Origin of the sequence: Macromonas nakdongensis (assembly GCF_002837145.1) — a bacterium.
Lineage (GTDB): Bacteria > Pseudomonadota > Gammaproteobacteria > Burkholderiales > Burkholderiaceae_C > Macromonas_B > Macromonas_B nakdongensis.
Map to the genome: position 1 here is coordinate 15,273 of NZ_NWMV01000011.1, position 15,589 is coordinate 30,861.

13 protein-coding genes are annotated in these 15,589 nt (G+C 67.6%); 10 read left to right on the forward strand and 3 right to left on the reverse strand.

The genetic code is table 11. The features are described 5' to 3' along the window. The first annotated feature begins 12 nt into the window (after positions 1 to 12). Entirely contained in the window at positions 13 to 1,335 is a 1,323-nt protein-coding gene (locus CON77_RS01905; RefSeq protein WP_101047281.1) for an NAD(P)/FAD-dependent oxidoreductase, read from the forward strand. A 34-nt stretch (positions 1,336 to 1,369) separates the two neighbouring features. On the opposite strand, the gene scpC is transcribed toward CON77_RS01905, so the two are convergent. Together scpC and pdxR are read right to left on the reverse strand one after the other, a co-directional pair. After that, positions 1,370 to 2,896 carry a succinyl-CoA:acetate CoA-transferase ScpC gene (gene scpC, locus CON77_RS01910; RefSeq protein WP_101047283.1) on the reverse strand — a complete coding sequence of 509 codons (1,527 nt, stop codon included), beginning with the start codon at positions 2,894 to 2,896 and terminating at the stop codon, positions 1,370 to 1,372. Positions 2,897 to 2,979: 83 nt separating this feature from the next. Continuing rightward, positions 2,980 to 4,449 carry a MocR-like pyridoxine biosynthesis transcription factor PdxR gene (gene pdxR / locus CON77_RS01915; RefSeq protein ID WP_101047285.1) on the reverse strand — a complete coding sequence of 490 codons (1,470 nt, stop codon included), beginning with the start codon at positions 4,447 to 4,449 and terminating at the stop codon, positions 2,980 to 2,982. 126 nt (positions 4,450 to 4,575) lie between these two features. Here pdxR and CON77_RS01920 point away from each other — a divergent pair, with 126 nt between their 5' ends. The 7 genes from CON77_RS01920 (at position 4,576) to CON77_RS01950 (ending at position 12,500) form a co-directional block, all read left to right on the forward strand. After that, complete coding sequence (locus tag CON77_RS01920) at positions 4,576 to 5,379, forward strand: gamma-glutamyl-gamma-aminobutyrate hydrolase family protein (RefSeq protein ID WP_101047340.1); 804 nt, start codon at positions 4,576 to 4,578, stop codon at positions 5,377 to 5,379. Between the two features lie 69 nt (positions 5,380 to 5,448). After that, positions 5,449 to 6,822 carry a glutamine synthetase family protein gene (locus CON77_RS01925; RefSeq protein WP_101047287.1) on the forward strand — a complete coding sequence of 458 codons (1,374 nt, stop codon included), beginning with the start codon at positions 5,449 to 5,451 and terminating at the stop codon, positions 6,820 to 6,822. Positions 6,823 to 6,850: 28 nt separating this feature from the next. After that, complete coding sequence (locus CON77_RS01930; RefSeq protein ID WP_101047289.1) at positions 6,851 to 8,260, forward strand: aspartate aminotransferase family protein; 1,410 nt, start codon at positions 6,851 to 6,853, stop codon at positions 8,258 to 8,260. Positions 8,261 to 8,354: 94 nt separating this feature from the next. Then, entirely contained in the window at positions 8,355 to 9,500 is a 1,146-nt protein-coding gene (locus tag CON77_RS01935) for an extracellular solute-binding protein (protein WP_101047291.1), read from the forward strand. Between the two features lie 95 nt (positions 9,501 to 9,595). After that, a complete protein-coding gene (locus tag CON77_RS01940; RefSeq protein WP_101047293.1) occupies positions 9,596 to 10,699 on the forward strand; it encodes an ABC transporter ATP-binding protein in 1,104 nt (367 codons plus the stop codon). Between the two features lie 18 nt (positions 10,700 to 10,717). Next, positions 10,718 to 11,629 carry an ABC transporter permease gene (locus CON77_RS01945; RefSeq protein WP_101047295.1) on the forward strand — a complete coding sequence of 304 codons (912 nt, stop codon included), beginning with the start codon at positions 10,718 to 10,720 and terminating at the stop codon, positions 11,627 to 11,629. Between the two features lie 13 nt (positions 11,630 to 11,642). After that, on the forward strand, positions 11,643 to 12,500 hold the full coding sequence (locus CON77_RS01950; RefSeq protein ID WP_101047297.1) for an ABC transporter permease: 858 nt from the start codon (positions 11,643 to 11,645) through the stop codon (positions 12,498 to 12,500). A gap of 30 nt (positions 12,501 to 12,530) precedes the next feature. Here the strand turns inward: CON77_RS01950 and CON77_RS01955 are convergent, their stop codons facing one another. Beyond that, positions 12,531 to 13,520, reverse strand: a complete 990-nt coding sequence (locus tag CON77_RS01955) for a LysR substrate-binding domain-containing protein (RefSeq protein WP_101047299.1) — start codon at positions 13,518 to 13,520, stop codon at positions 12,531 to 12,533. A gap of 113 nt (positions 13,521 to 13,633) precedes the next feature. On the opposite strand from CON77_RS01955, the gene CON77_RS15780 reads away from it, so the two are divergent. Both CON77_RS15780 and CON77_RS01965 read left to right on the forward strand, forming a co-directional pair. Next, positions 13,634 to 13,990 (forward strand): DUF2917 domain-containing protein, encoded by a 357-nt coding sequence (locus CON77_RS15780; RefSeq protein ID WP_101047301.1) that lies wholly within the window; start codon positions 13,634 to 13,636, stop codon positions 13,988 to 13,990. Positions 13,991 to 14,108: 118 nt separating this feature from the next. Further along, entirely contained in the window at positions 14,109 to 15,587 is a 1,479-nt protein-coding gene (locus CON77_RS01965) for an aldehyde dehydrogenase (protein ID WP_101047303.1), read from the forward strand. Positions 15,588 to 15,589 lie beyond the last annotated feature (2 nt).

Sequence of the window (15,589 nt, forward strand, 5' to 3'; positions counted from 1 at the left end):
GGCGGGTGACCCATGGTGTTCAAACCCTCCCTGCTCCAGTCCGACACGCAGCTCAACCAGCGCAGCTATTACGAGGCCAGTGTGCAGCGTGCGCCGTCTCTGCCGCCCCTGCGGGGCGAAGCCGAGGCCGATGTGCTGGTGGTGGGGGCCGGTTTTGCCGGGCTGAGCGCGGCGCTGGAACTGGCCGATCGGGGCTTCAGCGTGGTGGTGCTGGAGGCCGACCGCGTCTGCGCCGGGGCCAGTGGCCGCAACGGCGGACAGGCCATCGTCGGTTTTGCTTCCGGCCAGGGGCCGTTCGAGCAACAGCTGGGCCGTGCCGACGCCCGCCGCGCCTGGGACCTGTCGCTGCAGGCACTGGACCTGATCGACCGGCGCATTGCGCGCTTCGGCATCGCCTGCGATGCGGTCAAGGGCTACCTCTACGTGGCCGATTCCCCGGGCAAGGCCAAGGCGCTGCTGGCCGACCTGGAGGCGCAGGAACGCGACTACGGCCTGCGTTGCGAGGTGGCCACCGGGGCCGATGTGCAGCGCCACATCGCCAGCGCGCGCTACCACGCCGCTGGCTACGAGCGCCTGTCGGGCCACCTGCACCCGCTCAAGTACGGCCTCGGGCTGGCCCGGGCGGCGCAGCGCCTGGGGGTGAGGCTGCACGAGCACACCCCCGTGCGTTCGCTGGCGCAGACCGGTGCCGGTGTGGTGGTGCAGACACCGTACGGCACGGTGCGGGCCCGGTTCGCCGTGGTGGCGGGCAACTGCACCCTGCCCGAGCACGGTCCGGGCGTGCTGCCACCCATCCACACCCGGACCATGCCGGTGGGCACTTACATCGTCGGCACGGCGCCGCTGGCGCCCGAGCTGTGCCAGCGGCTCATCGCGCGCAATGCCGCGGTGTGCGACAACAACTTCGTGCTCGACTACTTCCGCTTCAGCGCCGACCACCGGCTGCTGTTCGGCGGGCGCGTCAGCTACACCACCCGCACGCCGCCGCGCCTGGAGCAGGTGATGCGCCAGCGCATGGTGGCCATCTTTCCCGAACTGGCCAGTGTGCCGGTGGAGTTTGTGTGGGGCGGCTTTGTCGACATCAGCATGAACCGCGCACCCGACTTTGGCCGGGTCGGCCCGCACATTTACTACCTGCAGGGTTTCAGTGGCCACGGCGTGGCGCTGACCGGGCTGGCCGGGCAGTTGGTGGCCGAAGCGGTGGCGGGCCAGGCCGAGCGTTTCGACCTGTTCGCACGTTTGCAGCACCGGCCCTTCCCCGGCGGGCCCCAGCTGCGCACCCCGATGCTGGCCCTGGGCATGCTGTGGCACCGGTTGAAAGACGCGCTGGGCTGAAGCGCCGCCGCCATGCCGGTGCCGGCCCGGGCCTTCAGGCCACCATGCGCCCTTCGCGCTCAAAGCGGCTGTGCCAGCTCAGGGCCTCGTCCAGCAGGTGCGGGGTGTGCAGGCCCCCCAGGCCCTGGCGCGCGCTGCGTTCGGCGCGGGCCACGTAGTCGCGCAGCGCCGGGCGGAAGTCGGGGTGGGCACAGCGCTCGATCACCACCTGGGCGCGCTGGCGTGGCGCCAGGCCGCGCAGGTCGGCCAGGCCCTGCTCGGTCACCACCACCTGCACGTCGTGCTCGGTGTGGTCCACGTGGCTCACCATGGGCACGATGCAGGAAATGGCCCCGTCTTTGGCGGTGGACGGCGTCATGAACATGGCCAGGTAGGCGTTGCGGGCGAAGTCGCCCGAGCCGCCAATGCCGTTCATGATGCGCGTGCCCATGATGTGGGTGGAGTTCACGTTGCCGTAGAGGTCGGCCTCGATCATGCCGTTCATCGAGATGATGCCCAGGCGGCGGATCACTTCGGGGTGGTTGGAAATCTCCTGCGGGCGCAGCACGATGCGTTCGCGGTAGAAGTCCAGGTGGTCCAGGAACTCGGTCATGCCGGCCGGGCTGAGCGACAGGGCGGTGGCCGAGGCCATGGCCAGCTTGCCGGATTTCAGCATCTCCAGCATGCCGTCCTGCAGCACCTCGGTGTAGCCGGTCATGCGCTCGAAGGGGCCCTGGTTCAGCCCCGACAGCACGGCGTTGGCGATGTTGCCCACGCCCGACTGCAGCGGCAGCAGCTCGGGCGGCAGGCGGCCTTTTTTCACCTCGTGGCCCAAAAAGTCCAGGATGTGCGCGGCGATGCGGTTGGATGTCTCGTCCGGCGGGGTGAAGCTGGAGTTGCGGTCGGGCAAGTGGGTTTCCACCACCGCCACCACCTTGTCCAGGTCCACGTGCAGGTAAGGCTCGCCAATGCGGTCGCCGGGGTGTTCCAGCGGGATCGGCTTGCGGTGCGGCGGGCGGTGGGTGCCGTAGTAGATGTCGTGCATGCCCTCCAGCCCGGCCGGCTGCCAGCTGTTCACCTCCAGAATCACCTTGTCGGCCTGGTCCAGCCAGGTCTTGTTGTTGCCCACCGACGAGGCCGGGATCAGGCGGCCGTCTTCCAGAATGCCGGCCACCTCCACCACCGCCACGTTGAGTTGGCCCAGGAAGCCGAACCAGACGAACTGCGCCACGTGCGAGAGGTGGATGTCGATGTACTCCATCTGCCCGGCGTTGATGCGGGCGCGGCAGGTCGGGTCGGACTGGTAGGGCAGGCGCATCTCGATGCCGCCGACCTGGGCCAGCGCGCCGTCCAGCTCGGGCGCGGTAGAGGCGCCGGTCCAGACGCCGATGCGGAAGGTTTCGCCGCTGGCGTTGGCCTGTTCGATGTGCCGCGCCAGCGCCGCCGGCACCAACTTGGGGTAGCCGGCGCCGGTGAAGCCGCTCATGCCCACGTGGTCGCCGTGGCGGATCAGCGCGGCGGCGGCCTCGGCCGACATGATTTTCTGGCGCAGGCCGGCGTGCTGGATGCGGGATGCGGACATCGGAACTCCTCAAAACCTAGGGTTAACCCTGATGGAAAAGCTGGGTTTATACAACACCGCCTTCCATCCCCTGGGCGGGTGCTTCAGCCGCGGCCCAGGCCCTGGGCCACCAGTTCGGCCAGTTGGCGGCCGTAGCGGTCGATCAAGGCCGGTGCGGCGTAGCCGTAACCGATGGCCAGCCCACGCAGGTCCTGGCGTTGCAGGCAGTAGGCCGACAGGGGCCGCACCGTCAGGCCGCGTTGCGCCGCCTGCTGGGCCAGCGCCCGGTCGTCGGCGCAGGCGGGCAGGCGCAGGCACAGGTGCAGGCCCTGGGCCGCGCCGTGGATGCGCCCCTGGCCGCTGTGCAGCACCGGGGCCAGCGCGTCCACCAGTTTCTGGCGGCGTTCGGCGTAGGTCTGCCGGGCGCGGCGCAGCGCGCTGGCAAAGTGGCCCATTTCGATGAACTCGGCCAGCGCCGCCTGCAGCGGCATCTGCCCGGGGCGGTTCAGGTCGTAGTGGGCTCCCTTGAAGGCCGCCACCAGCGCCTTGGGCACCACCAGGTAACCCAGCTTCAGGCCGGGGTAGAGCATTTTCGAGAAGGTGCCCATGTAGAGCACGCGGCCTTCGGTGTCCAGCCCTTCCAGCGAGGAAATGGGCGGCCCGCTGAAGCGGAATTCGCTGTCGTAGTCGTCCTCCAGCACCCAGGCCTGGCAGCGCGCGGCACAGGCCAGCAGCTGCTGGCGCCGCGCCAGCGACATGACCGCACCGGTGGGGTACTGGTGCGACGGGGTCACGTAAATCAGCCGGGGAGGGTGCGCCTCGTCCGCCGCGCTCGGGGCCATGCCTTCGTCGTCCACCGGCACCGGGTGGATGGCCAGCCCGGTGGCGGTGAAGGCCTTGACCGCGCCCCAGTAAGCCGGGTCTTCCAGCCAGACGGTGTCGCCGTTGTCGGCCAGCAGGTGTGCACACAGCTCCAGCGACTGCTGCGTGCCGCTGGTGATCAGCACTTGGTCGGCGTCCAGCCGCACGCTGCGGAACACGCGCAGGTAGTCGGCCACGGCGCGGCGCAGTGGGCCGTGGCCCCCCGAGTCGTTGTAGTCCAGCATCTCGGGCTGGGCGCTGCGCCAGTGCTTGTTCTGCAGGCGCTGCCACAGGGCGATGGGGAAGGCGCTGAAGTCGGCCACGCCCGGGGTGAAGGGCTGGATCTCCAGGTCCCGGGCGCGGTGCTGGTGGGCCAAGGCCTCGCCCCGGCGCGAAAGCCGGGCGTCTGGCGCCGCTTGCCCGGCCCGCGGACGCACCCCCGGCTGGGGCACGTGTTCGTGCACGTAGGTGCCGCTGCCCACGTGGCTCACCAGGTAGCCCTCCACCGTGAGCTGGCCCAGGGCGGCGACCACGGTGTTGCGCGACAGGTCCAGGTCGTGTGCCAGGTCGCGGCTGGACGGCAGGCGGTCGCCGGCGCCCAGCTTGCCGTCGAGCACGGCGCGGCGCAAGGCCTCGTACAGTTGGCGGTGCAGCGGCAGGTCGCCCTGCGCGGCCAAGCGGCCCATTTCGGCCAGGAGGTGTTCGGACAGCATGGCGCGGTTCCTGCGTGTGGCTGGGGCTGGGTGGCCGGGGCAAGTGGCACCGTCCGATTGGCCCAAATGGCCCCCATTTTGAACCAATTTCCCCCGCAGAATGGTCCTCAACTTATGGAGTTTGCGATGAACCCCCCACCGTGCATGGTCTGGCTGCCGGCCGACCACCGCCTCATGGGCAACCACGGTCACCAGATGCCCTACCTGCTGCTGGGCGACAAATACGCCCGTGCGGTGAAGGTCGGCGCCCAGGCCCAGCCGGTCATGTTTCCCCTGGCCGACGCGGCCCAGGTGCCGGAGCTGCTGTCGCTGGTCGATGGCGTGATGCTCACCGGCTCGCCGTCCAACGTGCACCCCTCGCACTTTGACGAATCCGTGCACAACCCGGCGCTGCCGCTGGACCCCGAGCGCGACTCGCTCACCCTCACCCTGGTGCGCGCCTGTGTGGCCGAAGGCGTGCCGCTGCTGGGCATCTGCCGGGGGTTCCAGGAAATCAACGTCGCCCTGGGCGGCAGCCTGCACCAGACGGTGCACGCCGTGCCCGGCCTGATGGACCACCGCGAGCCCGGCGGCACGCCCGACGAGCAGTACGCCCCCAGCCACCCGATCGACATCGTGCCCGGCAGTGTGCTGGAACGCTGGGCCGGCGGCACTCGGGCCATGGTCAACTCCCTGCACGGGCAGGGCGTGGGCCGGCTGGCCCCCGGTCTGCGCGCCCTGGCGCACGCGCCCGACGGCCTGGTCGAGGCCTTCGAGGTCGAAGGCGCCCGCACCTTCGCCTGCGCCATGCAGTGGCACCCCGAGTGGCGCTGCTGGGACAACCCCTTCTACCTCGCCATCTTCCAGACCTTCGGTGAGGCCGTGCGCCAGCGCCAGGCCACCCGCCTGCGCGACGCCCGCGCCTACGCCACCGCCCCCGAAAAGCCTTGAGACCGTGATCCCACGGCGGGCCCGATCCGTTCTACGATCCGGCCCAGGTACCCACCCACAAGGCGAGACATGAGCAGCACCCCCACCACCCCGCACAATTTCAACGAACTGGAACACTGGCTCAACCAGCGCCGCGTCACCGAGGTCGAATGCCTGGTGCCCGACCTCACTGGCGTGGCCCGCGGCAAGATCCTGCCGCGCGAAAAATTCACCGAAGACCGCGGCATGCGCCTGCCCCAGGCCATCGTTGGCATGGGCGTGACCGGCGAGTTTCCCGAAAGCGGCCCCTACTACGACGTGGTCGATCCGACCGACAAGGACATGCAGCTGCGCCCGGACCCGACCACCGTGCGCATCGTGCCCTGGGCCACCGACCCCACTGCCCAGGTGATCCACGACTGTTTCGACCACAAAGGCCAACTGGTGCCGTTCGCGCCGCGCAGCGTGCTGCGCAAGATCTGCGACCTGTACGCCGCCGAAGGCTGGGACCCGGTGGTGGCCCCCGAACTGGAGTTTTACCTGACCGCGCGCAACACCGACGCCAACACCCCGCTGCGCCCGCCCATCGGCCGCAGCGGCCGCGCCGAGACCTCGCGCCAGGCCTACAGCATCGACGCCGTCAACGAATTCGACCCGCTGTTCGAGGAAATCTACGACTACTGCGACAAGATGGGCCTGAACGTGGACACCCTGATCCACGAGGTCGGCGCCGGGCAGATGGAGATCAACTTCTTCCACGCCCACCCGCTGGGCCTGGCCGATGAGGTTTTCTTCTTCAAGCGCACCGTGCGCGAGGCCGCGCTGCGCCACGACATGTACGCCACCTTCATGGCCAAGCCCATCGCCGGCGAGCCGGGCAGCGCCATGCACATCCACCAAAGCATCGTGGACAAGGCCAGCGGCCGCAACATCTTCAGCAACCCGGACGGCTCGCCTTCCGACGCCTTTTTCCACTACATCGGCGGCCTGCAGCGCTACATCCCCGCCGCCATGGCGCTGGTGGCGCCCTACGTGAACAGCTACCGCCGGCTGGCGCGCCACACCGCCGCGCCCATCAACATCGAATGGGGGCACGACAACCGCACCGTCGGCATCCGTTCGCCCATCGCCTCGCCGCAGGCGCGCCGCGTCGAGAACCGCGTCATCGGCGCCGACGCCAACCCCTACGTCGCCATGGCCATGACGCTGGCCTGCGGTTACCTGGGCATGAAAAACAAGATCCAGCCCAAGCCCGAGATGAAGGGCGACGCCTACCTGGCGCCTTACTCGCTGCCGCGCAGCCTGGGCGAGGCGCTGGACTGGTTGCGCCGCGAAACCGACCTGCACGAGGTGCTGGGCGAGGGCTTCATCACCATCTACACCGAGATCAAGGAACTCGAATTCGAAGAGTTCATGAAAGTCATTTCGCCCTGGGAACGCGAGCACCTGCTGCTGCACGTCTGACCCGAACGCCACGTTGAGGAGCCCGCCCATGAACGCCGCCACCGACCCCAAGCACCTGAGCACCGCCGAACTGCAGGCGCTCGACAGCGCCCATTTCCTGCACCCCTTCACCGACCACAAAGGGCTGGCGGCCAAAGGCGCGCGCGTCATCACCCACGCCGACGGCATCTACGTCTGGGACAGCGAGGGCAAGCAAATCCTCGACGCCATGAGCGGCCTGTGGTGCGTCAACGCCGGCTACGGCCGGCGCGAGCTGGCCGACGCCGCCCACGCGCAGATGCTCAGGCTGCCCTTCTACAACAGCTTCTTCAACACCACCAACGAACCGGCGGTGCGCCTGGCCGCGCGCCTGGCCGAGCTGGCGCCCAGCGTCGGCGGGCGCACTTTCCAGCACGTGTTCTTCAGCTCCAGTGGCAGCGAGAGCAACGACACCAACGTGCGCATGGTGCGCCGCTACTGGGACCTGCTGGGCCAGCCGCAGCGCAAGGTCATCATCAGTCGCCACAACGCCTACCACGGCTCCACCATGGCCGGGGCCTCGCTCGGCGGCATGGGCGGCATGCACGCCCAGGGCGACCTGCCCATCCCCAACATCACCCACATCCAGCAACCCTATTTCCATGAGTTGGCCGAACCGGGCGAGAGCAAGGAGGCGTTCGGCCTGCGCGCCGCGCGCTGGCTGGAAGCGAAAATCCTGGAAGTCGGCCCCGACAAGGTGGCCGCCTTCATCGCCGAGCCGGTCCAGGGCGCGGGTGGCGTCATCATCCCGCCCGACAGCTACTGGCCCGAGATCCAGCGCATCGTGGACCAATACGGCATCCTGCTCATCAGCGACGAGGTGATCTGTGCCTTCGGCCGCCTGGGCCACTGGTTCGCCTACGAGAAATTCGGCATCCGCCCCGACCTGGTCACCTTCGCCAAGGCCGTCACCAGCGGCTACATCCCGCTGGGCGGCGTCATGGTGGGCGACCGCGTGGCCCAGGTGCTGATCGAAAAAGGCGGCGAATTCAACCATGGCTACACCTACAGCGGCCACCCGGTGGCCTGTGCCGTGGCCCTGGCCAACCTCGACCTGATGGCCCGCGAAGACCTGCCGGGCCGGGTGAAGCACGATACCGGCCCCTACCTGGCCCAGCGTTTCACCGAATTGAAAGACCACCCCCTGGTGGGCGACGCCGAAACCTGCGGCTTCGTCGCCGGTCTGGTGCTGGTCAAAGACAAAGCCACCGGCGCACATTTCCCCGAAGACCTGGCCGTGGGCATGGTCTGCCGGGCGCACTGTTTCAACAACGGGCTCATCATGCGCGCCGTGGGCGACCGCATGATCATCGCCCCGCCGCTGACCATGGACCGGGCCCAGGTGGACGAGATGATGGCCCTGATCCGCCAGGCCCTGGATTTGACCCTGGCCGAGCTGCAGCAACGCGGGATTCTGTGATTTTCCTGACTAGAATGGTTCTGGGTGCGGATATTGCTTGACGGTGGTGTCCGCTTTTCGTTGTTGGATCCGCGCACCTTTTTGGAGCCCGTAAATGAACAAAAACCTCTTGGCCTTGGCCCTGTCCGCCGTTTTCCTGGTGGCCTGCGGCAAGAAGGAAGAACCCGTTGCTGCCGCCCCCACCCCCGCACCGGCGCCCGCCGCCCCGGCCGAGGAAAAGGTCCTCAACATCTACAACTGGCCCGATTACATCCCCGAAGGCATGATCGCCGCCTTCGAGAAGGAAACCGGCATCAAGGTCAACTACGACACCTTTGAGACCAACGAGGCCCTGCACGCCAAGCTGGTCGCCGGCAACACCGGTTACGACATCGTGGTGCCAGGCACCGTCTTCGCCAAGCCGCAGATCGAAGGCGGTCTGCTGCAGCCGCTGGACAAGGCCAAGATCCCCAACCTGGCCAACCTCGACCCCGAGTTCATGAAGACCATGGCCACGGCCGACCCGGACAACAAGCACCTGGTGCCCTGGGCCTGGGGCTTCACCACCGTGGGCGTCAACAAGACCAAGCTGGAAAAGGCCCTGGGCAAGACCCCCATGCCCGAGAACGCCTGGGACCTGGTGTTCAACCCCGAATACACCAAGAAGGTGAAGGCCTGCGGCATCGCCTACCTGGATTCGCCCACCGAAATCATGCCGGTGGCGCTGCACTACATCGGCAAGAACGCCTACTCCAACGACCCGGCCGACTACGCCGCCGCCAACGAAATGCTGGCCAAGGTGCGCAAGGACATCCGCCTGTTCAGCTCCACCATGATCGACGACGTCGCCGGCGGCAAGGCCTGCGTCGCCATCGGTTGGTCGGGTGACATGAACATCGCTGCCCAGCGCGCCAAGGAAAACGGCTCCAAGGACGTGATCGAGGCGCTGCTGCCGTCCACCGGCGCGCTCATCTTCATCGACTCCATCGGCATCACCAAGGACGCCAAGCACCCGGGCAACGCGCACGCCTTCATCGACTTCTACCTGCGTGCCGAGAACGCCGCCGCCATGGCCAACGAGATGAGCTACCCCACCGGCAACAAGGCCGCGCTGGAGAAGATCAACCCCGAGATCGCCGGCAACAAGACCATCTTCGTTGACAGCGGCTACATGGGCAAGATGATCCCGCCGAGCAGTTTCACCAACGAAGCGCGCGAAGCCATGGCCACCGCTTACAACACCTTCAAGCAAGGCAAGTAAGTCCACACCGACTCCGCCACCGGGGGCTGTTTGTACGCACCGTATGAACAGCCCCTGTTTTTTTGTATCTGCGCATTGGGATGAGGGGGCCGAGCATGGCTGAAACGGGCGTGAAAGAGGGTTACCTGGTCACGGAAAAACTGGTCAAGCGTTTCGACGAAGCGCTGGCCGTGGACGAGGTGTCCCTGTCCATCGGGCGTGGGGAGATCTTCGCCCTGCTGGGCAGTTCCGGTTGCGGCAAGTCCACCCTGCTGCGCATGCTGGCCGGCTTCGAGAAGCCCACCTCCGGCCGCATCCTGCTCGGCGGGCAGGACGTGGCCGGCCTGCCGCCCTACGACCGCCCCATCAACATGATGTTCCAGTCGTATGCGCTGTTCCCGCACTTGGACATCTGGGAGAACATCGCCTTCGGCCTCAAGCGCGAAGGCTGCCCCAAGGCCGAGGTGCAGCAGCGCGTGGGCGAAATGCTCGACCTGGTGCAACTAGGCCAGTACGCCAGGCGCAAGCCGCACCAGCTCTCGGGTGGCCAGCAGCAACGCGTGGCGCTGGCGCGCAGCCTGGCCAAGCGGCCCAAGCTGCTGCTGCTCGACGAGCCCCTGGGCGCGCTCGACAAAAAGCTGCGCGAGCAGACCCAGTTCGAGCTGGTCAACATCATCGAAAAAGTGGGCGTGACCGTGGTCATGGTGACGCACGACCAGGAAGAGGCCATGACCATGGCCAGCCGCATCGCCATCATGAGCAAGGGCCGCGTGCTGCAGGTCGGCAGCCCGGAGGAGGTGTACGAACACCCGGCCAACCGCTTCGTGGCCGACTTCATCGGCAACGTCAACCTGTTCCAGGGCAAGCTCAGCACCGACGAGCCCGACCACTGCGCCGTCACCGCCGCCATCGGCGAGATGCACGTGGGCCACGGCGTCAGCGGGGCGCTGGGCATGCCGGTGGCGCTGGCCGTGCGGCCCGAGAAGATCGAGATCGCCAAGGAGCGCCCCGCTGGCGTGAGCCACAACCTGTTCACCGGCCGCGTCAAGGAAATCGCCTACTTCGGCTCCTACAACACCTACATCGTGGTGGCCGGCGACGGCACCAAGGTCAAGATCACCGAGGCCAACACCTCGCGCCACGAGCTGTCGGACATCACCTGGGAAGACGAGGTCTTCTTCTGGTGGCACGACAAGGCCGGCATCGTGCTGCGCGACTGAACCCGGGGGACACGCACCATGGCCGCTCCCTTCTCCATGCCCGGCAAGCGCTTCGTCATAGGGGTGCCCTACGCCTGGCTGTTCGTCTTTTTCTTCCTGCCCTTCCTCATCCTGCTGTACATCAGCTTTGTGGACATGGGCAACGACATCCACCCCTTCAAGCCCCTGTGGGACCCGGACACCGGCATCCTCAAGCTGAAGTACGAGAACTACTGGACCATCTTCCGCAGCGAAGAAGGCGCCCTGTTCGACACGCTCTACATCGAGGCCTACCTGCGCTCCATCTGGTACGCGCTGTGGACGGCCCTGCTCAGCCTGGGCATCGGCTACCCGTTTGCCTACTTCATCGCCCGCTCGGCCCCCAGCGTGCGCCCGGCCCTGCTGCTGATGGTGATGCTGCCGTTCTGGACCAGCTTCCTGCTGCGCGTGTACGCGTGGAAGGGCATCCTGGCCGACCAGGGCGTGATCAACCAGCTGCTGATGGCGCTGGGTGTGGTGAGCGAGCCGGTCCAGATGCTCTACACCAACGTCTCCATGCTGGTGGGCATGACCTACGTCTACCTGCCCTTCATGGTGCTGCCGTTGTACGCCAACCTGGTGAAGATGGACTTCCGCCTGCTCGAAGCCGCCTACGACCTGGGGGCCTCCCCCTTCCGCGCCTTCTGGCTGGTCACGGTGCCGCTGTCCAAAGCCGGCATCGTGGCGGGCTTCATGCTGGTGTTCATCCCCTCGCTGGGCGAGTTCGTCATTCCTTCGCTGCTGGGCGGACCCGAAAACCTGATGATCGGCCGCGTGGTGTGGGACGAGATGTTCACCAGCAACAATTGGCCGCGCGCCACCGCGCTGGCGGTGGTGATGATCGCGCTGATCGTGGTGCCCCTGGCGTTTTATTACCACTACAGCGGCCGGCAGGCCGAAGGCCAGGCCTGAAGGAGCCCATGCGATGAAACCCTTCCTGGAAAAGCATTTCGGCAAGGCCTGGATGGCGCTGGTCTACCTGTTCCTGTACCTGCCGCTGTTCTTCATGGTGCTGTTCTCCTTCAACAGCACGCGGCAGGACGCGCGCTTCACCGGCTTTTCGCTGCGCTGGTACGAGGCGCTGACGCGCGACACCAAGATCGTCGAGGGCTTCTGGCTGTCGCTCAAGGTGGCGGCTGTCACCGGCGTGCTGTCGGCGGTGCTGGGCACCTTCGCGGCTTTTGTGCTGGTGCGCTACCGCCGCTTCATCGGGCGAACGGTGTTTTCCGGCATGGTCAACGCGCCGCTGGTCATGCCCGAGGTGATCATCGGCCTGTCGCTGCTGCTGCTGATGGTGGGGGCGCAAAACCTGTTCGGCTGGCCGCAGCGCGGCATGCTCACCATCATCCTGGGCCACACCCTGCTGGGCATGGCCTACGGCATGGTGGTCATCCAGAGTCGCCTGATGGAGATGGACCGCCGCATTGAGGAAGCCGCCATGGACCTGGGCGCCCGCCCGCACCAGGTGTTCTTTTTGGTGACGTTGCCCAACATTTTCCAGGCCATCCTGGCGGCGTTTTTGCTGTCGTTCACGTTGTCGTTTGATGACGTGGTGATCTCGGAATTCCTCTCGGGCCCGGGGGTGAATACCCTGCCGCAGGTCATCTTCGGCTACGCGCGGCGCGGCATCAACCCCACCATCTACGCGGCGGCCACCATCCTCATCGCCACCGTCACGCTGGTCATCGTCGGCTACGCGGTGTGGGTGGCGCGCAGCACCCGCAAGCGCGAGCGCGAAATGGCCGCTGCCGCGCGGCAGGAGTTGAAGGCGCTGGGGGGCTGACCTGCCCCGGCCCGGGCCGGCGGGGCTGCCTCAAGAGGCGTCGCCCATGGCCACGCGGGTCTCAGCGGCCTCTTCCAGCAGCCAGTCCCGGAAGGCCCGCACTTCCGCGCGCGGTGTGCTGTGGGGGGCCGGCACCAACCAGTAGACGTAGGGCGAGCCCAGGCGCGTGTCGGGCAGGGGCTCCACCAGATCGCCGCTGGCCAGGCTGTGCGCCACCATGGGCAGGCGGGCCAGGGCCACGCCCTGGCCGGTGAGCGCGGCCTGCACGATCTGGCTGGCGTAATTGAAGTACAGCCACCGGTGCGGCTGGAGGCTGGGCCGGGGGCCGGCGCTTGCCGTGCGGTCGCCGCTGGGCGCGGCGTGGGTGTCCAGCCAGCGCTGCCAGCTCAGCCATTCTTGGTGGGCCGGGTGGATGTCGCCGGCCTCGATCAGGGTGAGCTGGCGCAAATCCTCGGCCGACCTCAGGGGGTGCTCCCGCAGCAGCCAGGGGCTGGCCACTGGGGTGAGTTGTTCGCCAAACAGGCGCACCGCGTCTGCCGTCACCGACTGCGGCACCGCGTAGCGCAGTGCCAGGTCCACGTCGGAGGTGGCCAGGTCCTGCGTCGCATCGCCCGCGTCGATGCGGATGTCGATGTCCGGGTGCCTGCGCTGGAAGGCCTCCAGCCGGGGGATGAGCCACATCGAGGCGAACGATGCCCAGGTGGTGAGCGTCACCGTGCGCCGGCCCGCGCGCTGGCGGATCTGCCGCACCGCCCCGTCGATGCGCTCCAGCGCCGTGCCGGTGGCGCGCAGCAGCGTCAGGCCGGCGCCCGTCAGCTCCACGGCGCGGGTGTGGCGCAGGAACAGCGGGCTGCCTACGTCGTCTTCCAGCGCCTGGATCTGGCGGCTCACCGCACTTTGGGTCAGGTACAGCTCCTCGGCGGCGGCGCGGAAGTTCAGGTGCCGGGCCACCGCTTCGAAGGCGCGGAGCTGGCCCACCGGGATGGGACGCGAGCGGGCAGTGCGTGTGCCGGTGGACATGCCGGGGTCTCCAATTGATGCCTGAAAGGAATCAATAGATTACCGCAGTTTCATTGGACGCAAAGGGCCAGGGGCCGGATCATTGGTCCATCTCGTCATCACTGGAGCAAGCCATGTTTTACCCCTCATTCGGTCTGTGGTCTGCGGCGTCCCTGTTCTGGGCCCGTGCCTTGGGCAAGCCGACCCCGCCTGCACCTTGCTGGCCCGCGGGGCGCTGGTGCCTGGCGCCAGGCCGGGCCGTCTCCTTGTCCGCTACCCGCCTGAGTCGGTTGCGCGTGGTCCAAGGCCGCGCGTGGGTGACGTTGGCCCGCCCATGCGCGGGCTCACTCGACGATCAGGGTGACCGCTTCCTGGCACCTGGCGACACGCTGGATGTGCCGGCCGGAGCGCGGCTGGTGGTGGAGCCGCTGGTGCTGCGCGGCGAGGGCGGTGCGGTGTGGTTTGATTGGGACAGTGGCGCAGGTCGTTGAGCGAAATGGCCGGTCAACAGATACCGGCCCTCCGTCCTTGCCCGAAAGTGGTCGCCTTCGTCGCTGTCTTTCGGCGGTACCATGGGTCCAATCCCCGTTTTCCGCCCGGAGCCCACCCATGACGACCCACTCCATCCCCACCTTCGACGGTCGCGCCCTCATCAACGGCCAGCGCGTCGCGGCCCGCAGCGGTGCCGTGTTTGACTGCATCTCCCCGGTCGATGGCCGCGTGCTGACCCAGGTGGCGCGCGGCGCCGAGGCCGACATCGACGCCGCGGTGCAGGCCGCCCGCGCCGCCTTCGAGGACCGCCGCTGGGCCGGCAAACCGCCCGCCGCGCGCAAGCGCATCCTCATCAAGTTCGCGGAACTGATCCAGGTGCACGGCGACGAACTGGCGCTGACCGAAACCCTGGACATGGGCAAGCCGGTCAAGTACGCCAAGGGCGTGGACGTGCACAGCGCGGCCAATTGCATCCGCTGGTACGGCGAGGCGGTGGACAAGGTCTACGACGAAATCGCTCCCACGGCCGACACGGCGCTGGCCCTCATCACCCGCGAGCCAGTGGGCGTGGTGGGCGTGATCGTGCCGTGGAACTACCCCATGATCATGGCGGCGTGGAAGATCGCGCCGGCGCTGGCGGCAGGCAATTCGGTGGTGCTCAAACCGAGCGAAAAATCCCCGCTGACCGCGCTGCGCCTGGCCGAACTGGCGCTGGAAGCCGGCATCCCGTCCGGGGTGTTCAACGTGGTGCCGGGCTTTGGGCCGGAGGCCGGCAGCCCGCTGGCGCTGCACATGGACGTGGACTGCATCGCCTTCACCGGCAGCACCCGCGTGGGCAAACAGATCCACGTCATGGCCGGGCAGAGCAACCTCAAGCGCGCCTGGACCGAACTGGGCGGCAAGTCGCCCAACATCGTGTTCGCCGATTGCCCCGACCTGGACCGCGCGGTGGAGGCCGCCGTGGGCAGCATCTTCTTCAACCAGGGCGAAAGCTGCAACGCGCCGTCGCGCCTGTTTGTGGAGGCGTCCATCAAGGACGCTTTCCTGGAAAAAGCCCTGGTCAAGGTGCCCGCCTACCAGCCCGCCAACCCGCTGGACAAGAACACGGTGATGGGCGCGCTGGTGGACACCACCCAGCTCCACACGGTGATGCGCTACATCGAGTCCGGCAAAGCCGAAGGCGCCAAGTTGTTGGCCGGCGGCGAGGCGGTGCAGCCCGTGGCCGGCGGCTGCTACGTGCAGCCCACCATTTTTGACGGCGTGCACAACACCATGACCATTGCGCGCGAGGAAATCTTCGGCCCGGTGTTGAGCGTGTTGAGCTTCACCGACGCTGCCGACGTGGTGCGCCAAGCCAATAGCAGCGTTTACGGCCTGCAGGCCGCGGTGTGGACGCGCGACCTGAACAAGGCCCACGGCGTGGCGCGCGCCCTGCGCGCCGGCACGGTGCACGTGAACCAGTACGACGAGGACGACATCACCGTGCCTTTCGGCGGTTTCAAGCAGAGCGGGGTGGGGCGCGACAAGTCGCTGCACGCTTTCGACAAGTACACCGAAACCAAAACCACTTGGATCCGCATCGACAGTCCGATATGATG